Genomic DNA, 26,503 nt, shown 5'->3' on the forward strand with positions numbered 1-26,503 from the left:
AACCCTATAACTAATATCATTGTACATCAAAAAGTAACAAAGTTTCTTCCTCTTACGTTAAGAGAATAATCTCTTTGTGAGGAATATTTAATAAAGTTCATATCCAAAAGTTGTGGATAAACGTCTACTATGTAAATAAGTTGATCTTCGTTACGACTGGGCGACTCCTCGGGGATTAGCGATATAGAGGAACGAAGGCTAAAAGCATCACATCCTGTGATAACGCCTTCGTGACCAACATCCTGCTGCTGCCGCTACGTTGCACTCACGCTTTCGCGCAAAAGACATCTGTTGCCCCGAGACCCTGCAGCGAGCAACGCGAGTGAAGCGGCTCATCGGACGCCCCCAGGAAGCTTTGCTCTGTGCGAAAGCGTAGCGACAGCAACAACAAATGTTTTCTGTAGCGAAAGCGAAGCGGCAGCTACAAAGCGCCCAGTCGCAACGGAAATCAACAACACGTTTTGGTGATGATTCATTAAAAGTTAATAAGCCCCATATTCTTTTCATATATATTATATATTGGCCAATTTTGCCGAGACATAATTGATAGTAAGGAGAGAACAATTGTGGACATTTTCGTAAGACCTGGGGATTCTCTTTGGCATTTTAGTGAAGTGTTTAAAATACCTCTTCAACTAATTATAGATTCAAATCGAACTATTAAACCTCAATTTTTAAGGGTTGGACAGCGTGTTCGAATTCCGGGGTTTGTTACAATCAATTATCAAATAAAGCAAGGAGATACTTTTTGGCAAATAGCCCAAAGCAGAAATCTCCCATTAGTGGCCATTTTGCTCGTCAATCCTGGTCTCAATCCAAATCAATTACACATTGGGCAGACAATTCGCATTCCCCAACGAATCACATGGAGGCTCATCAATGGTAACCAAAATTATACTTACACGACCATGATGAACGATATTAAAAAACTACTCGATACTTATCCGTTTCTACAAAGCTCTACAATTGGACATTCTGTTTTACAGCATGAAATTCCAGAGCTTCTAATTGGGAACGGAGCTAAGCGTGTCCATTATAACGGCTCCTTTCATGCAAATGAATGGATTACAACTCCAATTATTTTAACTTTTATAAACGACTACCTACTCTCTCTCACTAATCAAAATACAATTCGCGGTTTATCCCTTCTCCCACTTTACCAGCAAACACTCCTTTCTATCGTTCCGATGGTCAATCCCGATGGTGTTGATTTAGTATTACAAGGACCACCTAATGACGAAGCATTAAAAAACCAGCTTATTACTTGGAATAACGGTAACACCGATTTCTCTGGTTGGAAGGCAAATTTACATGGTGTCGATTTGAACGACCAGTTTCCTGCAAAATGGGGGCTTGAAAGAGCACGAAATCCGAAAACACCTGGTCCAAGAGATTTTGGAGGCCAAAAACCTTTGTCCGAGCCTGAGGCAATCGCTATGGCTGACTTAACAAGGAAGCGTGATTTCGCCAGAGTTCTTGCGTTTCATACACAAGGTAGAGTCATTTATTGGGGGTTTGAAAACCTCGAACCACCAGAGTCAGAAACCCTTGTTAATGAGTTTAGCCGGGTTAGTGGCTACGAGCCTATCAATTCAGCAGGCAGCTATGCAGGCTATAAAGATTGGTTTATCCAGGATTGGCGTAGACCTGGATTCACTGTTGAATTAGGTAGTGGTACAAATCCACTTCCACTTAGCCAATTCGACGACATCTATGAAGAAACATTAGGTATATTCCTTGCAGCTTTGTATATGTAATAGAAATCGATAATCTAAGAATAGTTCCCCTTAAGGATTTTTCATCCTAATTCAATTCTAAATAAATATCCCCAATCCCCTTTTACTTCTAAAGTGAATGGGGATTTTTTAACCTCTGATTGATTGCTTCTTGATAGTTCATCACCAAAAGTCGTGGGTGACTTTTGTTAGCGACAGCAAAGCGGCAGCAAATGTTTTGTCTGTGCGAAAGCGTAGCAACAGCAACAACAAAGCGCCCAACCGGAACGGAAATCAACCACACGTTTTGATGATGATCCTTCTTAGCAGAAATATGGACCTATTTGGAAAAATTACTTTGACAGGCAGAGTAATGTTTGCTAATATTACTCTGACAGATAGAGCAATAAAAAAATAAGTAGGTGACTTATGGTTCGAAGTGACATCATCCGCGGACACTTGGATTCCATTATTTTAAGGCTAATATTAGAGAAAGATCGTTATGGCTATGAAATTTCTCAGGAAATAAGTATCCGCACAAATAATCGTTTTCAAATTAAAGAAGCAACGTTATACGCAGTTTTTCAACGCCTTGAGAAAAAGGAAATTATTGAAGCCTATTATGGTGATGTTTCACACGGAGGCAAAAGAAAGTATTACCGTATTACCCCATTAGGTAAAGCTTATTTAAATGAGCTAGTAAAAGAGTGGTCGGAAGTAAAAGAAATTATCGACTTATTTATGGAGGGCTTAGAATGAAAAAAATAAAAAACCATATTGATGAGCTTTTTAAAGACATTCCTCGTAATAAAGAAACCGAGATGGTTAAACAAGAAATCATTCAAAATCTTGAAGAAAAAGTATATTATTTGATGGATCAAGGGAAAGAACAAGAGGATGCCATTAACAAAGCAATCGTAGAGTTTGGAGATATTGAAGATTTAAAAAAGGAATTAGGTGTGAAAGAGCCCGAAAAGAAAAACATGGCTAAATTAAATTTAGAATTCTCTATATGGGGTAGCGGCTTAATTATTGTATTTTTTATATTTATTAATCTCTACTATACGCCACATACAATATGGGCAATCTATCCGATCTTCGCAATTTTATGGTGGCCCTTATCTATGTACTTTGTTTGGTCACGTAAGAAATGGAGTGAATAAAACATGAAGAACTTTATTAGCTTTTCGATTGTTGGTAGTTTAATGACAATGATTTTTTTAGGTATCGTCAATTATACGACATCACCTCAGACGATTTGGTTCATTTACCCGTGTTTACTTGTTCTGCTATGGCCCATTACTTTATTTTTTATGTCTAAAAGAATGTATAAACAATATTCTCTAGTTTGCAGTGCTATGATTATTGCTTTTCTTATCATTGAAAATTATTTATACTCCCCCGATTATATATGGTTCATTTATGCGGTTTATCCAATCATCTGGTGGCCAATTCTTATGTATTTAGAAGAAAAAGCAAAAACATTAAAAATTGCGCTGATCGGCTGTGCAAGTACCATCATTTATTATTTTTTATTAAATATTATTTTATCCCATCCATACCCTTGGGCGATTTATCCTGCATTTTTAGTCATTTGGTGGCCATTAGCTTTATACCACGCACAAACAAAAACGTTTGTAGCATTCTCTGTTACCGCTACAATGCTGATCAGCATCTTTTTTATTACAGTAAACGTTGTCTCTTCTCCAAACGTAATATGGGCGTTTTATCCAATATTTGTCGCCCTTTGGTGGCCCCTTAGTATGTACTTCTACGTTTATAAAAGAAAAATGTACAATTCAACAACTCTTCCTAAAAGAATTTGAAAATTTCGATTATAATTCACATTCACAGAGGGGAATTAGATGAAAAAGATAATGAAATTTATAAAATTTACTGGAATAATTACTATCATCTTACTCATAATAGCGCTTTTATCCCCTACATGGACTGCCCATATTAAAGGTACTAACAGTGTAAGTGCATTAAAGCAAGTAGAGATAAATGGAAGTAATCATGAAGTTATGATACGTGGCAAAGATCAGGATAATCCTGTTATTATTTTTGTCCATGGAGGGCCTGGATGTTCAGAAATACCGTATGCCAGTAAGTATCAAAACTTATTGGAAAACAATTTTACGGTCGTGAATTACGACCAAAGAGCAAGCGGAAAATCATATCATTTTTTTGAGGATTATTCTAATCTTTCAGCAGACTTACTCGTAGATGACTTATTGGCCTTGACGGATTATATATCAGATCGTCTTGGCAAAGAAAAAGTAATCTTAATTGGCCATTCTTATGGTACGTATATTGCAACGCAAGCTGCCTCTAAAGCTCCTGAAAAATTTACAGCATATGTTGGAATTGGACAGATGAGTGATACAGTAGAAAGCGAGATTGACAGTTTGAATTACGTTATTAAGCAAGCAGAAAAAGCTGGCCATACAGAGGATGTTCAAGATTTACAAGAGTTAACTGGAAAAATTAAAAATGGCGATATATTTACCCCACGTACGTATGTTGGAAAATATGGTGGATCTTCAAGACTTATTGATAACCCTGATGGGAATATCATAAGTATGTTATTCAGTCGTGAGTATAACTTATTAGATGTGATTCGTTACAACTATGGGCTATCCTACTCTCAAAAGACTTTATTAGAGGAAACAATAAAAAATCCGTTACCTACTAAAGTAAACAAGCTCGAATTACCATGCTATTTTGTTATGGGTAAGTATGATTATCAAACTTCATCTAATGCAGCAAAAAACTACTTTGATATTATTGAAGCCGATAAAAAAGAATTTATTGCCTATGAACAATCAGCACATTATCCACAATTTGAAGAGAAGGAAAAATTTTATGAATGGATGTGCGATACTTTTATAAAGTAAATGCAATTGTATTAATTTCATAATCTTGATCCAGTCCAATTCTTAGCGGGTGTATTCTAACAATATGGGTTTTTCAAGAAATTAATCTGCCCTATTTATTTAATAAGAGCGTGTTTTGATTAATCCATTTTTCATATGCCTGGATTTAAGTTGATTGGAGTGGAGGCTGGGCGACTCCTTGGGGATAACAGCAATCGAAGTTATCGATATAGTCAATAGCAACGTTTGCTGTAGCTCACATTATTTATTTACTATATAATTTAGTTATTAAATATTTAACGGGCTGTGATATTATGTCAAAAAATGAGCAATTGCACAATGTGGAAACGATTATGAGAGAGATGCTTGAAATACAGAATAAATCAAAAATGTTTGTAAATCTCTTATCTGAGGGAGACTCATTGTCGCAAAACCAATTAATCCTCCTACTTCAGCTAAAGATTAATGACGGTATGAAGGCAACAGAAATTGCTGAGTTCTTTAGCGTGACGCCAGGAGCCGTTACATCCATGTGCGATAAACTTGAGAAATTAGAATTTGTAAAACGGATTAGAGAGCAAGAAGATCGTCGTGTTGTAAAAATGGTATTAACTAATAGCGGTGAATTAAAGGTTCAAGATTTATTTTTAAAGTTTCCACAGGAAAAACTGATAGACATGGCAAAAATATTGCGTGAGGTTAATCAGTTAATGAATAAAATTTTTTAGGATTTCATGAAATTGAAATCCTTTTTTTATTGCCTAGAAACCTATAAAAAGCTCGTGACAATTATTTTGTTCTTGACAAAACAAAGCAGCATATAATTTAATTAATATATATTTTAATAATTAAAATATATATTAATTAAATTAAAATGAGGTGGTTATCCGTGATTCAAAAACTACGTACAGTAACCCTTACTAACGGCTCTATTAATGACTTAGCAGCAGACTGTGAGCAATTAAATATCCGTGGATTTGTTACTTTACATCAAGAAATACGCGTAAAAAAAATCTCTACTCATGGCCATAGCTCTTTTCATTCCCGCGTTGAAGCGCAGATTTTAAATAGTACAGGGTCTTGCTCTATAAAAGATTTTTGTGAAGTTAATGAGGTTAAAAGTGCCGGGAGCTTAAATATGCGCAATGGGCGAGTAACAACATTGAATAGTTCGGGGAAGTTGACCATTGAACAAAACTTACAAGTTGAACAGTTTCATGCAGTCGGTTTTGTTAAAGCAAATGAGATAGAGGCTAAACATTTTCAATTAAGAATGTCTGGTGGAAATGAGATTGGAGAGCTTATTGCAGATGTGATACATGTAGAAAAAGATACGTTATCTATATCTTTTCTAAAGAAAAAGCTGAATTGTAAATGTATTAAAGGTGAACAAATACACCTTTCCTATACAGATGCAGAAATTGTTGACGGAGATATTGTAGCAGTAGGCGATAATTGTCATATACAAACACTTTACTATACAAAAAGCTATTCGATTGCTAAAAACGCCAAGGTGCAACAAATTATACAGAGGAAAGAGGAATGACATTCATAAAAATTATTCAAGGCTTTTTTTGCTCATTAGCCCTTCTCGTACTATCTGTCCTCTATACAGGGCTGATCTTCAGTGCATTACTATCAATAGTAGCCGGCATTTTGCGAACATTCGGCTTGGAACAAATACAAATGAGCATTTGGAAAGGTGTTGAGCTTCCGATCGCTTTCAGCATTCCTTTAGCACTCTTGTTTTCTTTGTTGCTATTCTTTTGTTCAATGTATATCAAACGCTCTATCCAATTTTGTTATGCCAAGCTTAAATTTTAAAATTAGAAGCACACCTTTTGTTTGCTAGTAAAAGGTGTGCTTCTAATCATTTATTTTGTTTTATATAATCAATAAATATTTTTTTCATTGCGCTTTTGTCATTAATTAACGCCTATTTTAATATATTAGATAATATGGATAAAAAATTCCCGATACAACTTATTACTAAAAGTGGATATGAGAATTGTTAAATCATACGCTATGAAATATAAGGTGATCTTCGTTACGACTGGGCAACTCCTTGGGGATCAGCGATAGAGGAACGGAAATCACTCCACGTTCTAATAGAAGCTTATTTTTTGGCAAAATACTCTTCCTTAAGGATTTGTGCAATAAAAAATAGAACCTCCACCCAAAATTAGAATGAAGGTTCTATTTTATTATTTAGAAACAAATCGTTTACATTCTTTGTTTCTACATCTAATTTTATTTTAAACGAAGCGCTTCGTCTGTTGCTTCGTTAATTTCTTTAAGAAGCTCTGGATTTTCTGCTAATGACTTGCCGTATGATGGGATCATATCTTTAATTTTTGACTCCCACTCGTTAACATGTTGAGGGAAACATTTATTGATTACCTCAAGCATAACGTGTACAGCAGTAGATGCACCTGGAGAAGCTCCAAGTAATGCAGCAATTGAGCCATCAGAAGCACTTACAACTTCCGTACCAAATTGAAGCGTACCTTTACCACCAGCTTCAGTATCTTTAATAACTTGTACACGTTGACCAGCTACAATAATATCCCAATCATCGCTCTTAGCATTTGGAATGAAATCACGTAGCTCTTCCATACGTTGTTCTTTAGATAACATAAGTTGTTGGATTAAATATTTTGTTAATCCCATCTCTTTAACTCCTGCCGCTAATAACGTTGTAAGATTATGCGGTTTTACAGAAGCAAATAAATCCATATTTGAACCTGTTTTTAAGAACTTAGGTGAGAAACCTGCGAACGGTCCAAATAATAAAGATTTTTTGTTATCAATATAGCGTGTATCAAGATGCGGAACAGACATTGGTGGAGCACCAACTTTAGCTTTTCCGTATACTTTTGCGTGATGTTGCTCAGCAACTTCTTGGTTTTTACATGCTAGGAATAATCCACTGATTGGGAATCCACCAATATGTTTCCCTTCAGGAATACCTGATTTTTGTAGTAATTCTAGGCTTCCTCCACCAGCTCCAAGGAAGACAAATTTTGCTGTATGGTATTCCATTTTACAGCCTTTTTTGTCGTGCACTCGTACTTCCCATGAACCATCGCTAGTACGTTTCATGCTTTCTACAGTGTGATTGTAGTTGATGTCAACGTCTTTGTTTTTTAAATGGTCGAATAACATACGTGTTAATGCACCAAAGTTAACGTCTGTACCAGTGTCAATTTTTGTCGCAGCGATAGCTTCATCTGCTGGACGATCTTGCATAATAAGAGGAATCCATTCCTTTAGTTGTTCTGGGTCATCAGAAAATTCCATACCTTGGAATAAAGGATTTTTCGCCATCGTTTCATGACGTTTTTTCAGAAACTCTACATTGTCTTTCCCTTGTACTAAACTCATATGAGGTAAAGGCATAATAAAGTCTTGTGGATTACTGATTAGTTTATTGTTCACAAGATAAGACCAAAATTGTCTTGAAACATGGAACTGTTCATTAACGTTAATCGCTTTGCTAATATCGATTGATCCGTCTTTTTTCTCTGAAGTGTAGTTAAGCTCACAAAGTGCCGCATGCCCAGTTCCCGCATTATTTAATTCGTGAGAACTTTCTTCACCAGCTTTATCAAGCGACTCAAACACTGTAATTTTCCAATCTGGTGCTAATTCTTTAAGCATTGTCCCCAAAGTCGCACTCATGATTCCGGCACCAATTAAGATAACATCTGATTTAATTTGTCTGTTACTCATTTTTACCTTCCTTATATATTAAGATTTGCAGAAAGGATGTAAGCTCTCCTGCTGTCACAGTAAGCTCTGGAGTAACGTAGGAGTACATCTTTTCTGTATCAATTATTACCTTATTGCAGTGTATCATAATTACATAAAGATTAAAATATCAACTATCTATATGAGAGTTATGTGCATTTTTCGAGCCTTCTCCTTAATAAATCAAGAGAAAAACCCACTATTCCCCCACTAAGAATCACCACCTTTATTTAAGCGTTATGGAATAATCGTCCTAAATTTGGTTAGCGTTTTCATAAAATAATGAGGTTTTATTTATTATTATATTTATATAATAACATAAAAATATGGAACCAGTCTTGTTTTTGCACCAGCTCCACTATACATAAAAAATATATAGAATTTTCTCACTATTTTCTAGTGTTTTATTAAAATTATTTCTTTTTAGTCTAACCAAGAAAGTAAAGCTCATTCTATTAGAGGACTTTTTATTTTCCAACCATCAATATCAAAATCACCCATCTGATTCATTACATGGTTTACTAACTCTTCATATACTTCCATCATCCTTTGTATATCCGTTTCTATTAAAGCTTTTAAAAACATTTCCTTAAATATGGAATCAGGGAAAACATTTTTTAAATATTTTTTATTATAGGCTGGATCTATAAGATAAGAATGCACTTGATAGTATGGAATGCTTTCTAATCTCAAAAACTGACAGTACTCAGAAAATACATTAGCTAATGAATTAAAATATACAAAGTGGAAATCCACTCTTTTTTGTTCAAAACAATCCTTTAAATTATCTAATGAATCCCATAGTGAATATTTTTTCATTTCTACTATTGTTTTATTAAGTTCATCATATTCATTGTTTAGCCAATGTTCAGCTTCGATTTTTAATTCATGAAGTATCCCTGTGTTATCGAATAGAATCTTTCCTGTCATCAATTGAACTATAGACATTGTTCTATGGTTTTGAAAATCTTGTTGAAAGTATTTGCGAATCTGTTTTGGTGGATTGGCGAAATACTCTATAAGAAAACCATTAATAAGTTTATTCCCTCTCTCCAATCAACATCATCAGATAAAATAATATGTACATCAATATCAGAACGATTTGTAGGATTGCCCGTAACATAGCTCCCACATACAAGTGCCCCTACTACGTCATTTCTATTTTTCCAGTCCTTTAAAAATTCTTCTAGCGCTATTCTCCATTCTTCCATAAAGTTATCATCACCTTCTTAAAAAGTTTGTGCTTTAGCATATCGTATATATTCAAAATTTATTTTATAAATCCTTTCTACAGGGATGAATTCTGTATATGAAAAAACACAGCCATATTTGCTGTGTTAATGATGGATGTGCCACTTTTGCCTATTGTTAGTTCAGCATTTTTCGCATGAAGGGAGTTATCAGGATTTTAAAATGATACCGTGATTTTTTATTAGAACACCTATCTATCTTTATTTTTTTCCAATAGCTGCTCCATTTTATTATCAGCACGTTGTAAGACTTGCTTTATTTGTTTAATCTCTTTTTCTCTTTGAATCATCTGTTTATACTTATTTTGAAATAATAATTTCATCTGTTGAAGGCTTTGAATTTCTGATTCTGTCAATTCATCATTTTCATCCGTATTTTGCGACCATTCAAAAAGTATTTTAATTTCTTGAAGTGAAAAACCACATTTCTTTAGTTTTAGAATTGTACTAATGATCTCGATATGATCCTCGTTATACTCACGATGTTTGTTATTTATTTCTGGACGTAATAGACCCATTTTTTCATAATAACGGATAGTGTCTTTACTAAGACTAGTACATGTAGCAAATTCACCGATTTTTATGATCATCACCTACTCATAAATAAATTTATAAACCATTAATAGCAGTATACAATGGAATATGAAGCGAACGACATGGTGACTATATCTAAGCTGTTTATTTGTTACTAGCCCTTCCGCAACTGCTAATACATGTATCAAAACAAATTCAAGGATTAGCAACATCAGTACTAGAGCTTTGTTCGGTAAAAATATCGTTACAAGAATACAGATAAATAAGACAATAAACAAAAATGTTCGTATTTGATATCCGTTCTCTCTCCATTGCTGCAAGCCTGCAATCCCTGTCAATAATGCGTATAACCCTATCAATACATAAGTAATAATAGCCATTCACATCACCCCATTCTTTTAATACTTTCACTATAAAAGATGGAGTTAGCTCCATGTCAACATCTTCTGAACTATTACTGTTAGTACAAGCAAAAATATATCGCTGTCGCTAATTATGTTAAAGGTCAAATATTTCACCAGAATGTACTTTTAATTGTTCGACACCAATTTTCATTGCACTTTCTTCTGTATCCATTAGTGAAAAACCTTGTGTGATAGAACTTCAATACTCATATGAGTAGACGATATCGCCTTCAAACCATCTGAAGATCTCTAATGTATATAGACCGTCATTTCTTTTAATAATTTCAACCTTATATTCTTCACTTGGGGATAAAATTGCTTTTACAACTGCATTCATTGCCTCACCACCACTTAACCCTTTAATGACTTATTCTTTAAACATCCTTTCAACATTATGAAGTTCTATCTTTTCTTCTTCTTTTCGATAATCAAGATAAACATTTTCTTCAGCAATTATTAGTAACTCTTCTTGAAAGAATGACAACAAACGCTCTGCTTCTTTTATTAGTTTTGGTTTGAGATTGTTTAATATTTCTCTCTTACTATTAAATTCATTTTCATCCCATTTATCCCTTTGCTTTAATTTAGGTAGTGCATCAATCCCTGTTATATACGTAAGTCCTAAAAAACGAAGAAATGAATACCCGTTGCAATAATCATCATATAATTGCTCCAATATCTCTATTGGATCATCCTTATCAAATATGATGTTTTTCAAAAGAGAAATAATTCGTGTCTGTTCAAACTTCCCATGTGGAATTTCCATTTCTATTATCTTCACTAATTCAACTTTAATATGCTTTTTTCTATAATCCAAATCAAGTAACTTGAAGTAAAAATCATTGTTATAAACACTTTCAATTTCTTGTGTTTTGTAAAGCCACTCTTCAAATTCTGAGATACTATTCTGTCCTTTATATATTTTATAAAACTGTTTTTGAATATCCTCTTTACTATTCACGCTCTTACTTCAACTCCTTTAATTCTTCTGTTCGCAAATTTTGCTTGAGAATCAATTATGCCTCGGCATGATTGCGTCCGGAATCGGCTTTGTACTTTAATTTCTTTCAACGGGTGTCCAAATACCCGCTAAAAGACATTAAATAAAGGAATTGGAAAAAAATCCAATTCCAAATATGAATAGACGAGTTTTTTAGCCAGTCTCTATATCCTAAAAAATACAATTCTACTTAGAAAATAGTAGCTAAATAGTTTTGAACAGATTCAGGTAATAGTTGAAAGAATAATCCTTCATATTTGATATCGAGTATACCAGCAATAAACATAATAATAATGATGAATATTAAAAGGAGTTTCTTGTTTTTAGAAATCCACTTCAATAGGCTCCCCTCCTCTTAAAAATAGTGTTTATAGTTTGCCAATTAAGTATATATTGATTCATGTATTATATAAACCTGTCCTTACAAGCATTCTCTGTCACCCAAATTGGGTATGTTACATAAATTAAAAATAATGTTGTTGATTTTCTTTTAGTCATGAATTCAATTTAGCTCCTTCGGGTAAACAATAACGAAAGCTTTTGTCTCACCAATAATTGCTTAAAATTTTATAAAGAAAGGAATTGCAATGGTAAACTTTAAATCATTTCGTGGTGTCGTTACTCAGATTGATGATTTCCCTATTGGGCAAAATGGTGAAAAGGAAGGCTGTTATAAACTGATGACGGTAGAAGATAGTACTCAGGGCATCGTCAATTTTGTCGTCTCACCTTCCACTTACTTTGTGAATCAAGAAATTGTGAATCCCGGCGATCGGGTTACTGGATATTATGATGGGAATGCGCCTGTCCCTTTAATATATCCGCCTCAATATCGAGCACTTGTTGTTGTAAAGGAAAATAACAATCAAAATGTCAAAGTCGACTTTTTTAATAACCAATTAGTTAGTAGTGATGGTCAATTACAACTAAATGTTTCTGCTTATACACTTATCTTACTCAAAAATGGGCAACCTTTTTCAAAAAGCATAGCCAATCGGAACTTAATTGTGATTTATGGCCCTACTACAAGAAGTATCCCTGCACAAACCACACCGTATAAAATAATCGTTTGGTGTTAATTTAAGATTATGAACATATAGTTGATGTGCGTCCCTACCTAATCTAACATTCATGACATACGTAAATATCATTCCAACTTTAGTAATTACACAAAATTAAACTGAATATTAAAAATATACAAAGATTATTTCCCAGGAAAAGGTGCTCAGTCACCCGTCTTTCGCAAAATTTCGCAGAAAGAACGATTAACTGAGGATTACTGAAAGCAAACAAAATGAATAAAATAAAGCGGCTTAGTCCTTTCAATTATTGGACTTAAGCCGCTTAAAAATTATTATTATTTCTTCTGTCACTATTTGTCTTGCATTTCGTGTAATTGCTGCTTGATCTGCTCTAAGTACTCTTTATTTTGTTGGACTGTATCCAAATGCTCACCATATTCCTTTGCATTCATAAATGCATTTTCTGCATGTTCGATTTGATTGAAAGCATGCTCAATCGCTATTTCCTCTGGGTGTGACTTTACATGTTTCAACAAACGCTCCACCTTTTGGACGGAGTTCCCAAACAAAGTGCTTGGGTGATCCTTTTTCCAACTCATATCTGAGTGTTTAGCCAATTCTACCTCTCCCCTTCCTGCCATTTAAATAAATAATCTAGATATAGTATTGTAAAATGTGCAGAAAATATGTACGGACAAAGTGCGAATATCTATGCAATCTAAACTTTGGCTTTAATATTTGCATGCAAAATAAAATTTCCCCATCTCAAAAACGAAAAAAAGAAGCACTAATGAATGCTTCCTCTACAAAATTTCTTCAGCCATTTTCTTATTGTCAGTATGGATGCCTCTCATCCCTTCAAAAAATGAATATTCTTCACTTAAATATCTTTCTAACTCTCCATTATCATGAGGAAGCTGCTCTAAGTAATACTTCGAGCTGTTTATCCTTTTTTGAATTTCCTGTTGATTTTGCGTTGTCGTACCATGTCCAGGTACGTGGGTCGTTATTTCATGATTAAGCAAAATATTTTCAGCTTTATTAACCGTATTTACATAGTCTTTATAGTTACTAAAAATAAATGGAAACTCAACATCTGACAAATAATCGCCAGAAAGAAACAGACCATAAGGCTCAATAACTGTAAATAAACCATCATTCGTATGACCAGGTGCTTGATAAAATGTCATGGTAAAAGAATCGAATTCTACTTTTTGCCCGTCCTCTGAAACGACAATATCTACATTTGGATATTGAGGTGAATAACTTCTATTCAAATAATACCCTTGGTCAAATTGTTTAATTTTTTGCATGATGTCTTCTTTGTTAGGATTTTCATCAAATTGTTTTGAGGCAATTATCTTAGCTTCTGGGAATGCCCCAGACCCAATAATATGATCAAAATCGCTATGTGTATAAACAATATATAGTTGTTTATCACCTCTAATCTCGTTTATAAAACTCTTAATGTCTTCAATTTCAGTAGGTAGCCAATTAGGATCTGTCATAATTACTGCTTCATTCGTTTGAATGATTGCCGAGGTAGTCATATATAATACACTTTGAAAAACTGTAATATTATTTTTTTTGAATTGAATCACCGAACCACCCTTTTCCCCTTATTTTCTTTTGATAATGAGCTAGTTATAATTTGCCCGCTCTATTCCTTAGTTCGGTCACTATTTATAAAATCCTTCTTTAGGAAAAAAAGTATGCAAAATCAATTTAAATTTCACATACTCTTAGCTTTTTCTATAGATACAAATATTCATAATTAACGGATCACATTATTTTTTATACCTTACTTATGATACGATTTCCCATAACTAGTTTAAATGTAGAATCAAATCAATGTCACCTATATATTAGGTAAAAACGTTATTTCAATCAAGGAGAGCCAACATGAACAACGATAAGGACAACACAGAAGTCATCTTACTTTCTAACCCATCAGAACGTTTAAAGCATCCATTTCATCATAAACAAATTGTCTTTACTGGGGCCCTTTCCACTATGACACGTTCAGAAGCTGCAAAAAGAATACGAGCTTGTGGAGGAATTATGCAAGGCGCGGTTACACAGGATACAGATTTCCTTATTCTTGGGAACAAACGTCGTGGTATAAGTACAAAACAATTAAAAGCTGAGAAGTTAATGAACCTCGGCTTAGACATTCAAATAATTATTGAGGATGATTTTATTTGGCTCATTTCAATGCAAGAAGAATAGCTACCTCAAATTTAAACACCTTTTTTAAATCCCATCTAAAAAGGTATGAAAAACAACTACATACCTTTCACCTTTTTTATTACCTCAAACCCGTAATAATTCCAAATGATTTTAATTTGAAGGCTTACAATTCCAGAAAAATTTGAACAGCTAACTAAACAGAGTTTAAAAATAGTACGGCATAGTTTACTACACAAGCAAGCTCTACTATAAAACATATCTTATAGTATCCTAGCAAAAGGAGGTGATAAAATGGTGCAAATCCTTGATTATCAAGCAGTGGAGCCTCTAAGTACGTTTAACCTAGAAACTGCTTTTCCAATTCCACAGGCTCCATTTAGAGTTCTTTTAGCTTCAATTCAAATAAACATCCCAGGCACCGCTTCAAGAAATAATCGTGTCGAGCTACTTACAAGCGTTGGTGTAGCAGGAGTTACCGATATTTCTCAAATTGTATTTAGAGTGTTCCGTAATGGGAAAGAAATCTTCAATACTCAAGACGGGGTAGAATCAGCTGGTTCAGAACAAAATTACGTCTTTACATTCCAAGCTATTGATTCCAATTTAATAGCTGGCGCTAACTTCTATCAGGTTTTCGCTGAGAATTCTACTCCCAACACACAAGCAAACATTGTAGGACCCGTTTCTTTTAGTGGTCTAGCGATAAAAAGTTAACGATAAATAGCTCTTACTTTGCATTGATAATATTTAGGCCCTGCGCAAATCTGTGGCATATCATGATCGTTTTTTTTAAGAGTGTTGATTGATAAAGTGAGATGCATGTTTTAAAGCACATTATATAAAGATTAAAAATAATAAGCTGTATAGTAGTTATTAAAAATCTAACTTTCTACACAGCTTATTTTATTTATTTGTATTTAACGTCCCTAATATAAAATTTATTAGATACAGAGGTTATTTAGCAAATTGTAAAAACTTATTTATTCATGATACGTTTCTCTTGATTGGACTAAGTGAGATTTTATAAGTCTATTTGAAAAGAAGCACATTTCCTCAATAAATCAAAATTCCTTTGTCTAGAACAGATGTATTTCGCACCTGATTCCCTAAAATATACAGCTTTTTCAAATTAGGCAAATTCACTAAAGGCGCTACATTTGAAATAGCATTATTTTCTAAATGAAGCTCCTCAATTTGTTGCCACTTTTCCATAAAACTTAATGATTGTAATGAACTATCTTGTATAGTGAATGAACGCAGAGCTGAAAAACCAGCGAAGTAAGGCATAACCTTATCAACTTCGTTCACCCAGTCACCATTGTCTATTTGAAAAGATGCATCATTCAAAGTTAAATGCTCCAGGTTGTTATTGTTAAACGAATTTTGACTATCAATTTGAAACTTACACTCATTACAATTTAACTTTTTTACATGCTGTAAATTGAATAATTCACTCGTCTCTTCATAAAAAGTTGTCTCATTTAAATTTATCGTTTGCAAATTTGGGAGACGATTTAAAGAATCGATGCCTATAAAATCACCACCCTCCATTGCTGTAAGTTGTTCTAACTGTGGGTATTTTAGTAATTCTTCTCCATTCAAATACGACTGCGCCCCACTTATTTCAACAGTCAAATATTTTAAAACAGGTGCCTCTAGCTTGGGGAGCAAAGAACTTGCTAATTCTGCTTTTTTTAAATGAGGTGCTACAATCGACGATATTTCACCATGATAACCAGTTATCGATAAATCGGTCAGAGAAGACAGGCTGTTTACAATATCATGCAACTCTAATTTAAAAAGAGAAGCTAAACGCAGTTTTGTCAATGAAGACTTATTTCTAAGGCGTTCTACATTTGAAATATCCATATTTTCAAGATCAAGCGATTGCAGGTTGGGCATGTTTTGTATAAAATCAAGCGTTTTTAAATTTCGTACCGCTGTAAGCTTCAATTCTTGTAATTGATTCAGTGAATAGAACGAGCTAAAATCTGTCGCTTCACTTAGATCTATTGTTAACGACTGTAAATCAGTTAATGAAGACAACCACTTCAAATCATTGGCAGACATTAAGGACAATGATTTTAATGGCAGTTGATTCAGCAGAGGGAAGTCTGTAACCGTCTCAGTGTAGTACGAAATTTCAAGTGATTGAAGATTGGGAAACTCTAATAATAAAGCAAGTTCATCATTACTTCGAATTTGGATAGAGAGCTCTACAATATTAGACTTATCACTAAAATATTCAGCAATTTTACTAAATGATTCATTAAAGCTACCTGTATAGCTTTTTAAACCTTCCAGATGTCGGAAGCTTACATTTTCACTTCGTGATATTTCATAATCGCCCATCAAATTCAATACCGTCAGACCAGTAAAGGCTTCAAAATCTTTTTGTTCGATTTTTTGTGTATTTAATAGCTTATCCATAATGATATAGTTAGAAATTTTGGCTTGCTTATTTGTAAATGGATCATCAAGACTGTAATCAAAATGCCACTGATCTTCAGAATGGTATGCTGCCAAATAACGGATACTTACAATTTCTTCTTTAGTTGGCAAAGCTTCTCCTTTATCAAAAATATCTTTTAAAAAGAGTAAAAGAACTTCGCTTTCAGGCATTTTTCGAACAGATATTTTCTCACGGTTACCATTTTCTGTTTGATTGCTACTTAAGAGGAAATAGCCAAGGAATGCACAAAGGATTACAAACGGTACCATTAAAAGAGCCTTTAAATTCATTTTTGGACGTGTAGCTTTATTCGCAGAAGTTGCACCATAATAATTATTAATCGTCTGATCAACATAATAAACTTTATTCTCTTTCAACATTATTTCGGTCTCACAAAAAGGACATTTAAATGATTGTCCCTCTTTATATTCAATTTTCCCATTACAATTCGGACAATTTAATTTAATGAATTCCACTGGCAGTCCCTCCCCAGCTCTATTTTCAATTCAGCTAAGTTATCTAAAAAATAAATGTCATTATTTCTATTAAATACTAATTATCTCCCACCTTTAGACCTACAACAAAAAGTCGCCCAAGAAATTACCACTGTTTGATATATTTAAATTTACTTTCGCTACTTGAAATACAAGGAATACCTTCGCTTAAAGAATGATTGTAGTCCTACATAAAAAGGCTACTAATAAAAAGACAAAATACTCTTAAGATTTTTTTACTAATTTTTATATTTTTTCACCTACCTGTTTATTACTACTGTAAAATGAAAAGACTGGGACATTCGATACGAATTAAGAAATAATTTAATAAAAATTTATACAAGATAAGGATAAAATTGGGGGTTCATATATATATGTCTATGGAACAAACGAGGTATTCTCGGCTGGCTAATATAACAAAAATGATTAATATGAAGCTAGATTTACGTGAAGTATTAGAGCAGGTAACAATAGCAATTTCTGAAGAAATCGTCACATGTGATTCTGTGGGCATTTATTTACCACAAAAAGATGGTACATTCAGAGGATATGTAGGAAAACCAGCAGTTATTAATGGCTGGACTTTGAATATGCATATAATTGATACCGAAATAGATTTACTAGCAAAAGAAGTAATTGAAACAAAGAGAACCATCTATATTCCTGATACTTCGAAGGATAGTCGACCAGATCCCAGAGCAGTTGAGGGGTTCCATATTAAATCTTTATTAGTGCTTCCCATCTCCTTTGAACAAGAGTTATTTGGCCTTGTTTTTTTATTTGATTATGGAATTCCAATGAACTTAACAGACGAAGAAATTCAAACGGTCGAGGCATATGTGAATATGGCTGCTGTTGCTATTCAAAATGCAAACAACTTAACTTATAAAGAGCGCCTTATTAACGAAAAGCAGCTGCTGCTTGATGTTACACGTGACTTATCAATGTGCTCCTCACTACAAGAAAGCCTTGATAAATGCTTTTTCTACTTAGAGAAGTTTTTAGATAATAAAAATATAGGGATTCACCTTTTAGATCCTTTAGCAGAAAAAAGAGTGAAACCGGCTAAGTTGAGTAAGGAAAGTGATTGGACAGAAGAAAATTGGCTAAAGACACATAACAAATTTAAAATTGATCAAAGCAATGATGCTGTAATGCAGGAGGTTTTTGAAACCAAAACAGCCATTCTTATTCCAAATGTATTTGAGGATGATAGACCTAATCATGAAGTTTGTCGTAATTTCGGCATAAACGGTTTAGTTATGTTTCCTCTAGTTTCAATGGGTGAAATTTTAGGGCAAATATCTATTGTTAATCTTGAAGAAAAAGCATTTTATTACTCAGAAACCCAATTACAGTTGGCCCAATCCATTGTTGACACTACAGCATCTGCATTATCAAACCTGATATATATGGAAAAGCAAGAAATCATTATTGAGGAGAGAACCTCAGAAGTAATAGTGAAAAATAAAGAGCTTGAAAAAGTTGTAGCGGAGTTACAGCAGCTTAGCCGTGAAAAAGAGTTAATTCTCAACTCTGCAGGTGAAGGTATCTTTGGATTAGATCTTGATCGAAACATTACATTTTGCAATCCAGCAGGTGCACTCATGTTAGGTTATGAAACAGAGCGAGAATTAATCGGAAAATCCGTCGATATTATTATGAGTGGTAGTGAAACGGAAGACAAAATTATTATTTCATCCTTATTAAACACTAATTTCAACAGCTACAAGGTATTTTTTAGAAAAGACAATTCCAACTTTCCAGTAGAATATGTAACCTCCTTAATAAAAGAAGGAGACAAGATTGTAGGAGAAGTTGTCACATTTAAAGATATAACTCAAAGAAAGCAACTAGAAGAAAAGATTAAATACCACGCTTATTTTGATAGTTTAACGAATTTACCGAATAGAATTCTTTTAATAGATAGACTAACTCAAGGGCTAAAGTATGCAAAAGCGAACGGAGAAAAATTAGCAGTTCTCTATTTGGATTTAGACCGTTTTAAGTTAGTAAATGATTCGCTTGGACATAGCTATGGCGATCTATTACTTCAAGAGGTTGCCAAACGTTTAAGTACTTGCGTCCTAGGAGATGCAACTGTATCACGGCAAGGAGGGGATGAATTTACAATTTATTTGCCTAATATTAAATGTGAAAATGACATTTTGAAGGTTATTAATTGTATTAATGCTTCTTTCTCTAAACCTTTCAACCTTATAGACAATGAAATTTACATTAAAACAAGTATTGGTATAAGCCTGTTTCCTGATAATGGGGATACGACAGATACATTAATCAAAAATGCAGACACAGCTATGTACAAATCAAAAGAAACACCAGGTACTAGCTACCATTTCTTTAGCGAAGGAATGGATACGAGAACTTTTGAAAGTATCAAGCTTGAAAATGATTTATATAAAGCATTAGAGCGAGATGAACTTATTATCTTCTATCAGCCACAAATAAACTATAAAACAAACAAAATTAAGGGCGTTGAAGCTTTATTAAGATGGAATCATCGAGAACACGGAATGATTACACCAGATAAGTTTATTCCACTTGCTGAAGAAACCGGTTTAATCGTCCCTATAGGTGAGTGGGTTCTTAAAGAAGCTTGCAAGCAATTGAAAAAATGGCATAACCAAGGATGTCCTTTAATTAGTATGTCTGTAAATTTATCCGTCCATCAATTCGAACAGAGTAATTTATTTTCTATTGTAGAAAATGTCCTACAAGAGACAGACTTGTCACCTGAGTATTTACAATTAGAACTTACAGAAAATCTAATTGTTAAAAATACAGAATTAACATTAAAAACAATGATACAATTAAAGGGACTTGGGGTAAATTTAGCCATAGATGATTTTGGTACCGGATATTCATCTTTAGGTTATTTGAAAAATCTGCCGATATCTACATTAAAAATTGATAAATCCTTTGTACAAGAGATGTTAACGGATGATGCAGCAGCAATTACAAATACAATTATTACCCTCGCTCAAAATTTAAAGCTTGAAGTTATTGCTGAAGGGGTTGAAACAAAAGAACAGGCCGATTTTTTATTGAGACAAAATTGTTATTTAATGCAAGGTTATTTATTTAGTAAGCCCATGAAGGCTGAAGATATTATGAAAAAATATTTCTATTAACTTAACGTTCTATATTATAAAAAAGGGAGATTTATAATGAAAGCAGCTCGTACGGTCTTAGAATATTTAAAAGGTAACGGTGTTCAATATATTTTTGGTATTCCAGCAGGTTCAGTCAATGCATTTTTTGATGAACTGTATGATATGAAAGACTTAACACCGATTGTAACAAAACATGAAGGTGCTGCTTCATACATGGCCGCAGCTTACGCAAAATATACAAACGAGATGAGCGTATGTATTGGTTGTAGTGGCCCTGGTGGAACTAACCTAGTAACAGGTGCTGCAAATGCTATGCGCGAGCATTTACCGGTTTTATTTTTAACCGGTGCTGTTCCAGTTAGCACAATCGGCTTAAATGCTTCTCAAGAGTTAGATGCTCAGCCGATCTTTCAACCAGTTACTAAATACAGTGTAACAGTTAAAGAATCAAAGGATTTACTGAAAGAAATAGTAAAAGCCTCCGAAATCGCTATATCCGGAGTGCCTGGTCCAGTACATATTGCTATACCAATAGATGTTCAACACGAAATAGTGCAAGACATAGAAATACCAGCTCCACCAAAAAGAACAGCAATAGTTCCTACTATGGATACTATTAAAAATGTAGCTGAAGAGCTAATAAAAAGAAAGAACGGATACATTTTAGTAGGACAAGGCGTAAGAAATTCAGTTGAACAATTACTAGAGTTAGCAGAAATTCTAAATTGGCCGATTCTAACAACACCGCAAGCAAAAGGATTCATTCCAGAAAATCATCCTCTTCTAGTTGGCGTTTTCGGCTTTGCTGGCCACGAGGCTGCCTCAGAATTAATAGCTGATGGCGATGGACAAGTATTGTTAATCGTGGGTTCAAGTTTAGGAGAAACAGCTACAAATAACTACAACATAAACCTTACGAAAAACCGTTTTTCTATACAAATGGACTATGATCAATCGGTGTTCAATCGAAAATATGAGATTGATCTACCTGTGCTAGGTGATATCAATTTAAGTTTACTATTACTTATAGAAGAGTTAAGAACTAAAGGGCTTACAAGAAAAGAGAGTGCTCTTGAGGGTAAAGAAAATAATGCGCCTCTTGGAGATATGGAAGAATATAACACGAAAAACGTTCTATTAAGTATTCAAAAACATTTACCATCCTCCACTAGATATACAATTGATATTGGTGAATTTATGTCCTATGTCATTCATCACATGAAGGTTTTAGATAATGATACTTATGATATTAATGTCCATTTTGGCGCAATGGGAAGTGGAATTGGATCTGCCATTGGCTCAAAGTTAGCTGAACCTGAACGCCCTGTTGTATGTATCACAGGTGATGGTTGCTTTTTCATGCATGGAATGGAAATATTAACAGCAAAAGAATATAATCTACCGATCTTGTTTATTGTTATGAATAATGCTCGCTTAGGAATGGTATACCATGGACATGCTCTACAGTTCCAGCGTACTCACCCATCTTTTGAGCAAAATCCAATTAGTATTAGTGCATTGGCTTCAGCTATGGATATACCGAATTTCCAAGTAACAGAACTAGAAGATATTAACCAAGATACGATAAATAACTTACTGAATTTAAATGGACCAGCAGTCTTGGAAGTAGTTTTAACAGATAATAACACACCTCCTATGGGAGACCGAGTTAAATTTTTATCTTCCTTTGGAAAGTAAGAGGTTTTGAATCAATTATGCCGAGGCATAATTGCGTCCGGAATCGGCTTTGTGCTTAGGCCTGCACGAGGGCTGACACGATGTCGGTCATTTCGGTAAAAACGCCACAGGACGTGGCGTTCTTAGACTGAGTTCCTATATTTCAGCGGGTGTTTGGATACCCGCTGAAAAGTAGCTTAAATCCGCATTCATCTCACCACCTATAGAGGTGGCAGACTTCTGCTGAGAGAAGTTAAATATGAAAATTCATATAGATTGGGAATCATATTCCCCTATATGACTTTTTTTCTTACAGAGATTTTCTATCTCCAATTACTAACTTATTTATGTATTCGTTTGTTTATAAATTTGAGAATGACTGTTGGATGACACCAAGTATAGCGCCTATTGTTTTTCCTTTGAAGGCATCTGGAACAGCCTCACCTGTTGGATTTAAGAAATAGTAACTATCGATTTCTTCTTCGAAGTGATACCCTATACTCGTTAGTGCATGTTGTAAATCAGAAGGTAATGCTACTAACCCAGTTTGTTCAGTGAAATAATTTGTAGGAAAGACCTTTACGTCAACATCACTTGCTCCAGTATATACTACAAATAAGTCTTTTTCATGTTGAACAATCCACTGACCTTTTGAATATAAAGAAATTCTTGCTCCTTCTAATGAAGATATCGCTTCTAAATTAACACCAAAAATTTCATTTATTATTTTGCGAATTTCTGCCCCTGTTATGTTGCTGTCATATTGATTTAGATAGGAATCTATTACCGCTCTCCCTGTTGATGAAGAAATTCCATCTATCTCTTCCTTCTCTTTTGATAAAATAGGTGTCTCATCTAAATTAATCTTGAAAACTAAATCTACAACATGACAAATCTCAGAACTACTAATTCCTTTTCCATAAGAGTCCAAATACTTGTCCATCATTTCTGCTTTTTTCATTGTTAACCCTCCGATAAAAACCACACTTACTTATAATACGTTTTTGTAAATTGTCTAAGCGCGGTTCATTTAAACAATATTTTTTCAACCTTATAAATTTTTTTGCTTCCGCTCACCATTAATTAACCGAGATGTTGTACCATCCAAAAGATATACACCAGATAAGAAACCAAGAACAATGCGAATTATATAAATTACTGCTAGATCAACAAACATCCAGAGTTTTACCATGCGTATTTATCCTTAATTTCCTTTTTCTAGCTTATCATAAATTTAATTTAGAGTTAATAAAACCACCTAAAACATTGCATTATCAATGTTTTGGGTGGTCTTTTTAATAATCTTACTTATGATACAATTCACCGTATCATAGTAGGTGCTTCGTCTACTTTCCTAAAGTAATCAACCTTCACGCCTTTTTGAAAACTAAACTTCCCCCACATGTTGTATGACACAAGTTAATCCAGAATATAATAAAAGCGTTAACGATATTTAAACCTTTTTAAATTTTAAAAGCTCTATCAGCCCAAATTGAATAAATCATGCTTTCTTGAAATTTAAAAAGCTCCTGACATATTTTCAAATTGAAATAAATCAACTACAATGGTATGTAAATGGTGAAAATTCTAAATTCTACCCATTTATCTTTATTTATACAAATATACTTTAGAGGAGCACGAAGATGAAAAAGAAGGTTTTATCCTTACTTATGACCATAATAATGGTCCTATCAGTTAGCGTATCGGTGTATGCCGATGAAAAGTCGCCATCAGCGACAAGAGGAGAGATTGTAAAAACTTTGTTGATGGCAGCAGACGCTTATCAACAAGGAATTAATAAAGAAGCCATTATGCAAGGCTCTAAAAATGGAGATTTAAGAGAGAATGAGCCAGCTAAGAAGGTTGAAGCTTTAGTCATGTTGAGCAGAGCATTTGGAAAATTGCCAAAGCCTGTTGGAAATGATTTGCGCAGTGGAACATTCGGCGTCGAGTTCTCCGATGTACCCGCTTGGGCTAAAAAAGATATCGATAAACTGGCAAAAGCAGGCGTACTGACGGGCAATCCTGACGGCACATTAGGCGCAAATGACACTATTACGATCGCTGAGTTTCAAAATATAATTTCTAGAATTTGGTCGCTTAAAGGCTCCCATTTAAATGACGATTTTTATGAAGCAATCAATAAGGACTGGTTAAATAAATCGACAATTCCGGCTGGGGAAATCATGGGCGGCGTGTTTTCTGAGCTGCACAAGCAAAATAACGATAAAATAGAAAAAATAATAAATGAACTCGCTGGCAAACAGTTCGCAGAAGGAACAAAAGAACAAAAAATTGCCGACTTCTATTCGACAGCGTTGGATTCAAAAAGTAGAAATAAACAAGGGATGGAGCCTATCCAGAAATATGTAAAGGCAATTGACGAGGCAAAAACACTTGATGAACTCGTTCAAGCCGATCTTATCCTGGAGAAAGAATTGGGTCTAACCTCATTATTTAGCTTTTCAATCATGAACGATGCAAAGAACAGCAGTGAAAATGCTTTGTATTACTCTGGATTAACTTCTGTTCTGGATAAGAACAGCTTTGTAACAGAAGACGCGAAAGCGAAAAAAGCCTATATTCAATATATGACCAAACTTCTTGTGGCATCGGGCGAGGAAAAGTCTGCTGCGAATGCATTTGCCGAAAAAATATATGATATGGAGAAAGGCTTAGCTTCCGTATCACTTGAACCTCATGAACAAGGTGACGTCAATAAATACTATAATCCGTATACAATCGAACAATTCGATGACATGTTCAAAACAGTAGATATGAAACAAGTCTTGAAATCGATGAAAGTCGACAGTGCTGATAAAGTGATCGTAACCGATGTGAAGCTGGCGCAAAAAGGCGCAGATCTCTTGACTGAGGCTAATCTTAACGTACTTAAGGCTTACGCCAAAGTGCAATTGATTATGGCAACAAGCGGTTCGTTGTCAGATGAATTCAAAGATGCTGCTATTGAGTTTGACGCAACGTTATACGGCGTTACAGGTGAAAAAACAGCTCAAGAGATCGCTGTAGCCAAGACAACTAGCTCAATGGGCGGATATTTGGAGCAAATGTTTGCCGAGAAACATTTTTCACCAGAAGCTAAAAAAGATGTTGAGCAAATGGTAGAGAAATTAATTGCTACGTATGGGGAAAGAATCAAATCTCTTGACTGGATGTCAGAGACAACAAAAGCTAAAGCAATTAAAAAGCTGGATACGATGATTGTTAAGATCGGTTACCCAGATAAATGGGATACGACATTAGATAAAGTAGCTATCAAGACATATGACGAAGGCGGTTCACTGCTCTCTAATACCGTCACAGTAAACAAAGCATACATTGATGACATGAAAGCCAAGCTTGGAAAACCAGTGGACAGAACGAAATGGGCAACGAGTGTATATACCGTAAATGCCTTCTACAATCCTTTTAATAACGAAATTACGTTCCCTGCCGGTATTCTCCAAGCGCCTTTCTATGATATTAACGCTAAACCTGAAGCAAACTATGGTGCCATTGGCATGGTCATCGGCCATGAAATCAGCCATGCATTTGATAACAACGGATCTGCATACGACGAAAATGGAAATGCAAATAACTGGTGGACAGAAGAAGACTTTAAGAAATTCAAAGAGAAAAACCAGAAACTGATTGAGTTCTATAATGGAATTGAGATTATTCCCGGTGTTTTGAGTGACGGTCAGCTTACACTAAGCGAGAATGTCGCTGATTTAGGTGGAATGGCAGCTTCATTGCAAGTTGTATCCCAAATGAGTAATCCGGATTATAAAGCATATTTCGAAAGCAGTGCAGAAGTATGGAAATCCACAACTACAAAAGAATTTGCAGCGATGTTGAGCAAAAATGATGTACATTCAGCCAATAAAGTTCGGGTAAACCGCACGATTGTGAACTTCCAACAATTCTATGATACGTATGGAATTAAGCCTGGAGATGGCATGTATGTAGCCCCGGAAGATCGGGTTTCCATCTGGTAAAAATCAG

At 34.4% G+C, this 26,503-nt stretch carries 25 protein-coding genes and 1 pseudogene; 13 read left to right on the plus strand and 13 right to left on the minus strand.

Annotated features, from left to right (window positions below; genetic code table 11):
* Nucleotides 1-566: 566 nt before the first annotated feature.
* The 7 genes from ACQKN4_RS12995 to ACQKN4_RS13025 all read left to right on the plus strand — a co-directional run bounded on the left by ACQKN4_RS12995 (nt 567) and on the right by ACQKN4_RS13025 (nt 6,137).
* Entirely contained in the window at nt 567-1,757 is a 1,191-nt protein-coding gene (locus tag ACQKN4_RS12995; protein WP_427483862.1) for a M14 family metallopeptidase, read from the plus strand.
* A gap of 387 nt (nt 1,758-2,144) precedes the next feature.
* Nucleotides 2,145-2,474 carry a PadR family transcriptional regulator gene (locus tag ACQKN4_RS13000; RefSeq protein ID WP_053482886.1) on the plus strand — a complete coding sequence of 110 codons (330 nt, stop codon included), beginning with the start codon at nt 2,145-2,147 and terminating at the stop codon, nt 2,472-2,474.
* Nucleotides 2,471-2,878 carry a permease prefix domain 1-containing protein gene (locus ACQKN4_RS13005; protein ID WP_079562444.1) on the plus strand — a complete coding sequence of 136 codons (408 nt, stop codon included), beginning with the start codon at nt 2,471-2,473 and terminating at the stop codon, nt 2,876-2,878. The genes ACQKN4_RS13000 and ACQKN4_RS13005 overlap by 4 nt, the downstream gene beginning before the upstream one ends.
* Nucleotides 2,879-2,881: 3 nt before the next feature.
* The gene (locus tag ACQKN4_RS13010; protein ID WP_427483863.1) at nt 2,882-3,541 is read left to right on the plus strand and encodes a hypothetical protein; all 660 of its coding nucleotides are present in this window, start codon (nt 2,882-2,884) and stop codon (nt 3,539-3,541) included.
* Nucleotides 3,542-3,580: 39 nt separating this feature from the next.
* Entirely contained in the window at nt 3,581-4,612 is a 1,032-nt protein-coding gene (locus ACQKN4_RS13015) for an alpha/beta fold hydrolase (protein ID WP_427483864.1), read from the plus strand.
* A 293-nt stretch (nt 4,613-4,905) separates the two neighbouring features.
* On the plus strand, nt 4,906-5,319 hold the full coding sequence (locus ACQKN4_RS13020) for a MarR family transcriptional regulator (protein ID WP_427483865.1): 414 nt from the start codon (nt 4,906-4,908) through the stop codon (nt 5,317-5,319).
* A gap of 161 nt (nt 5,320-5,480) precedes the next feature.
* Complete coding sequence (locus tag ACQKN4_RS13025) at nt 5,481-6,137, plus strand: hypothetical protein (protein WP_079562448.1); 657 nt, start codon at nt 5,481-5,483, stop codon at nt 6,135-6,137.
* Nucleotides 6,138-6,841: 704 nt separating this feature from the next.
* Here ACQKN4_RS13025 and ACQKN4_RS13030 read toward each other — a convergent pair.
* The 8 genes and pseudogenes from ACQKN4_RS13030 to ACQKN4_RS13065 form a co-directional block, all read right to left on the minus strand.
* Entirely contained in the window at nt 6,842-8,323 is a 1,482-nt protein-coding gene (locus ACQKN4_RS13030; protein ID WP_079563401.1) for a malate:quinone oxidoreductase, read from the minus strand.
* 465 nt (nt 8,324-8,788) lie between these two features.
* Nucleotides 8,789-9,289, minus strand: coding sequence for a hypothetical protein (locus ACQKN4_RS13035; protein ID WP_427483866.1), 501 nt, complete (start codon nt 9,287-9,289; stop codon nt 8,789-8,791).
* Between the two features lie 68 nt (nt 9,290-9,357).
* Nucleotides 9,358-9,552 carry a nucleotidyltransferase domain-containing protein gene (locus ACQKN4_RS13040; RefSeq protein WP_427483867.1) on the minus strand — a complete coding sequence of 65 codons (195 nt, stop codon included), beginning with the start codon at nt 9,550-9,552 and terminating at the stop codon, nt 9,358-9,360.
* Nucleotides 9,553-9,782: 230 nt separating this feature from the next.
* Nucleotides 9,783-10,181, minus strand: a complete 399-nt coding sequence (locus ACQKN4_RS13045; RefSeq protein ID WP_079563399.1) for a MerR family transcriptional regulator — start codon at nt 10,179-10,181, stop codon at nt 9,783-9,785.
* A 3-nt stretch (nt 10,182-10,184) separates the two neighbouring features.
* A complete protein-coding gene (locus ACQKN4_RS13050; protein WP_079563398.1) occupies nt 10,185-10,505 on the minus strand; it encodes a hypothetical protein in 321 nt (106 codons plus the stop codon).
* Between the two features lie 118 nt (nt 10,506-10,623).
* Nucleotides 10,624-10,866: pseudogene (locus ACQKN4_RS13055) on the minus strand (hypothetical protein).
* 30 nt (nt 10,867-10,896) lie between these two features.
* Nucleotides 10,897-11,490 carry a hypothetical protein gene (locus ACQKN4_RS13060; RefSeq protein WP_427483868.1) on the minus strand — a complete coding sequence of 198 codons (594 nt, stop codon included), beginning with the start codon at nt 11,488-11,490 and terminating at the stop codon, nt 10,897-10,899.
* Nucleotides 11,491-11,719: 229 nt separating this feature from the next.
* A complete protein-coding gene (locus tag ACQKN4_RS13065; protein WP_170939052.1) occupies nt 11,720-11,869 on the minus strand; it encodes a hypothetical protein in 150 nt (49 codons plus the stop codon).
* A gap of 247 nt (nt 11,870-12,116) precedes the next feature.
* Between ACQKN4_RS13065 and ACQKN4_RS13070 the strand changes: the two genes are divergently transcribed.
* Entirely contained in the window at nt 12,117-12,608 is a 492-nt protein-coding gene (locus tag ACQKN4_RS13070; RefSeq protein WP_427483869.1) for a hypothetical protein, read from the plus strand.
* Between the two features lie 293 nt (nt 12,609-12,901).
* Here the strand turns inward: ACQKN4_RS13070 and ACQKN4_RS13075 are convergent, their stop codons facing one another.
* Nucleotides 12,902-13,168, minus strand: a complete 267-nt coding sequence (locus ACQKN4_RS13075) for a hypothetical protein (protein WP_427483870.1) — start codon at nt 13,166-13,168, stop codon at nt 12,902-12,904.
* A 186-nt stretch (nt 13,169-13,354) separates the two neighbouring features.
* Nucleotides 13,355-14,152 (minus strand): MBL fold metallo-hydrolase, encoded by a 798-nt coding sequence (locus tag ACQKN4_RS13080; RefSeq protein WP_427483871.1) that lies wholly within the window; start codon nt 14,150-14,152, stop codon nt 13,355-13,357.
* Nucleotides 14,153-14,453: 301 nt separating this feature from the next.
* On the opposite strand from ACQKN4_RS13080, the gene ACQKN4_RS13085 reads away from it, so the two are divergent.
* Both ACQKN4_RS13085 and ACQKN4_RS13090 read left to right on the plus strand, forming a co-directional pair.
* Complete coding sequence (locus ACQKN4_RS13085) at nt 14,454-14,780, plus strand: BRCT domain-containing protein (RefSeq protein ID WP_427483872.1); 327 nt, start codon at nt 14,454-14,456, stop codon at nt 14,778-14,780.
* 252 nt (nt 14,781-15,032) lie between these two features.
* On the plus strand, nt 15,033-15,455 hold the full coding sequence (locus ACQKN4_RS13090; RefSeq protein ID WP_079563392.1) for an exosporium protein C: 423 nt from the start codon (nt 15,033-15,035) through the stop codon (nt 15,453-15,455).
* 339 nt (nt 15,456-15,794) lie between these two features.
* Here ACQKN4_RS13090 and ACQKN4_RS13095 read toward each other — a convergent pair whose 3' ends face one another.
* A complete protein-coding gene (locus tag ACQKN4_RS13095) occupies nt 15,795-17,669 on the minus strand; it encodes a leucine-rich repeat domain-containing protein (protein ID WP_427483873.1) in 1,875 nt (624 codons plus the stop codon).
* Nucleotides 17,670-18,061: 392 nt separating this feature from the next.
* Between ACQKN4_RS13095 and ACQKN4_RS13100 the strand changes: the two genes are divergently transcribed.
* Nucleotides 18,062-20,839 carry a bifunctional diguanylate cyclase/phosphodiesterase gene (locus ACQKN4_RS13100; RefSeq protein ID WP_079563390.1) on the plus strand — a complete coding sequence of 926 codons (2,778 nt, stop codon included), beginning with the start codon at nt 18,062-18,064 and terminating at the stop codon, nt 20,837-20,839.
* A gap of 36 nt (nt 20,840-20,875) precedes the next feature.
* Entirely contained in the window at nt 20,876-22,519 is a 1,644-nt protein-coding gene (locus ACQKN4_RS13105; protein WP_427483874.1) for a thiamine pyrophosphate-binding protein, read from the plus strand.
* Nucleotides 22,520-22,859: 340 nt separating this feature from the next.
* Here ACQKN4_RS13105 and ACQKN4_RS13110 read toward each other — a convergent pair whose 3' ends face one another.
* Together ACQKN4_RS13110 and ACQKN4_RS13115 are read right to left on the minus strand one after the other, a co-directional pair.
* The gene (locus tag ACQKN4_RS13110; protein WP_079563388.1) at nt 22,860-23,459 is read right to left on the minus strand and encodes a hypothetical protein; all 600 of its coding nucleotides are present in this window, start codon (nt 23,457-23,459) and stop codon (nt 22,860-22,862) included.
* 90 nt (nt 23,460-23,549) lie between these two features.
* Complete coding sequence (locus ACQKN4_RS13115; RefSeq protein ID WP_170939051.1) at nt 23,550-23,690, minus strand: hypothetical protein; 141 nt, start codon at nt 23,688-23,690, stop codon at nt 23,550-23,552.
* Nucleotides 23,691-24,141: 451 nt separating this feature from the next.
* Here ACQKN4_RS13115 and ACQKN4_RS13120 point away from each other — a divergent pair, with 451 nt between their 5' ends.
* Entirely contained in the window at nt 24,142-26,496 is a 2,355-nt protein-coding gene (locus ACQKN4_RS13120; protein WP_427483875.1) for a M13-type metalloendopeptidase, read from the plus strand.
* The last annotated feature ends 7 nt before the right edge of the window (nt 26,497-26,503 follow it).

Source organism: Lysinibacillus sp. NPDC093692, assembly GCF_050280125.1.
GTDB lineage: Bacteria > Bacillota > Bacilli > Bacillales_A > Planococcaceae > Lysinibacillus.

Coding starts and splice junctions, on each gene's coding strand:
- ACQKN4_RS13000 (WP_053482886.1), top strand. CDS start 2,145: ATGGTTCGAAGTGACATCATCCGCGGACACTTGGATTCCATTATTTTA.
- ACQKN4_RS13005 (WP_079562444.1), top strand. CDS start 2,471: ATGAAAAAAATAAAAAACCATATTGATGAGCTTTTTAAAGACATTCCT.
- ACQKN4_RS13010 (WP_427483863.1), top strand. CDS start 2,882: ATGAAGAACTTTATTAGCTTTTCGATTGTTGGTAGTTTAATGACAATG.
- ACQKN4_RS13015 (WP_427483864.1), top strand. CDS start 3,581: ATGAAAAAGATAATGAAATTTATAAAATTTACTGGAATAATTACTATC.
- ACQKN4_RS13020 (WP_427483865.1), top strand. CDS start 4,906: ATGTCAAAAAATGAGCAATTGCACAATGTGGAAACGATTATGAGAGAG.
- ACQKN4_RS13030 (WP_079563401.1), bottom strand. CDS start 8,323: ATGAGTAACAGACAAATTAAATCAGATGTTATCTTAATTGGTGCCGGA.
- ACQKN4_RS13035 (WP_427483866.1), bottom strand. CDS start 9,289: ATGTCTATAGTTCAATTGATGACAGGAAAGATTCTATTCGATAACACA.
- ACQKN4_RS13040 (WP_427483867.1), bottom strand. CDS start 9,552: ATGGAAGAATGGAGAATAGCGCTAGAAGAATTTTTAAAGGACTGGAAA.
- ACQKN4_RS13045 (WP_079563399.1), bottom strand. CDS start 10,181: ATGATCATAAAAATCGGTGAATTTGCTACATGTACTAGTCTTAGTAAA.
- ACQKN4_RS13050 (WP_079563398.1), bottom strand. CDS start 10,505: ATGGCTATTATTACTTATGTATTGATAGGGTTATACGCATTATTGACA.
- ACQKN4_RS13070 (WP_427483869.1), top strand. CDS start 12,117: ATGGTAAACTTTAAATCATTTCGTGGTGTCGTTACTCAGATTGATGAT.
- ACQKN4_RS13085 (WP_427483872.1), top strand. CDS start 14,454: ATGAACAACGATAAGGACAACACAGAAGTCATCTTACTTTCTAACCCA.
- ACQKN4_RS13090 (WP_079563392.1), top strand. CDS start 15,033: ATGGTGCAAATCCTTGATTATCAAGCAGTGGAGCCTCTAAGTACGTTT.
- ACQKN4_RS13100 (WP_079563390.1), top strand. CDS start 18,062: ATGTCTATGGAACAAACGAGGTATTCTCGGCTGGCTAATATAACAAAA.
- ACQKN4_RS13105 (WP_427483874.1), top strand. CDS start 20,876: ATGAAAGCAGCTCGTACGGTCTTAGAATATTTAAAAGGTAACGGTGTT.
- ACQKN4_RS13110 (WP_079563388.1), bottom strand. CDS start 23,459: ATGAAAAAAGCAGAAATGATGGACAAGTATTTGGACTCTTATGGAAAA.
- ACQKN4_RS13115 (WP_170939051.1), bottom strand. CDS start 23,690: ATGGTAAAACTCTGGATGTTTGTTGATCTAGCAGTAATTTATATAATT.
- ACQKN4_RS13120 (WP_427483875.1), top strand. CDS start 24,142: ATGAAAAAGAAGGTTTTATCCTTACTTATGACCATAATAATGGTCCTA.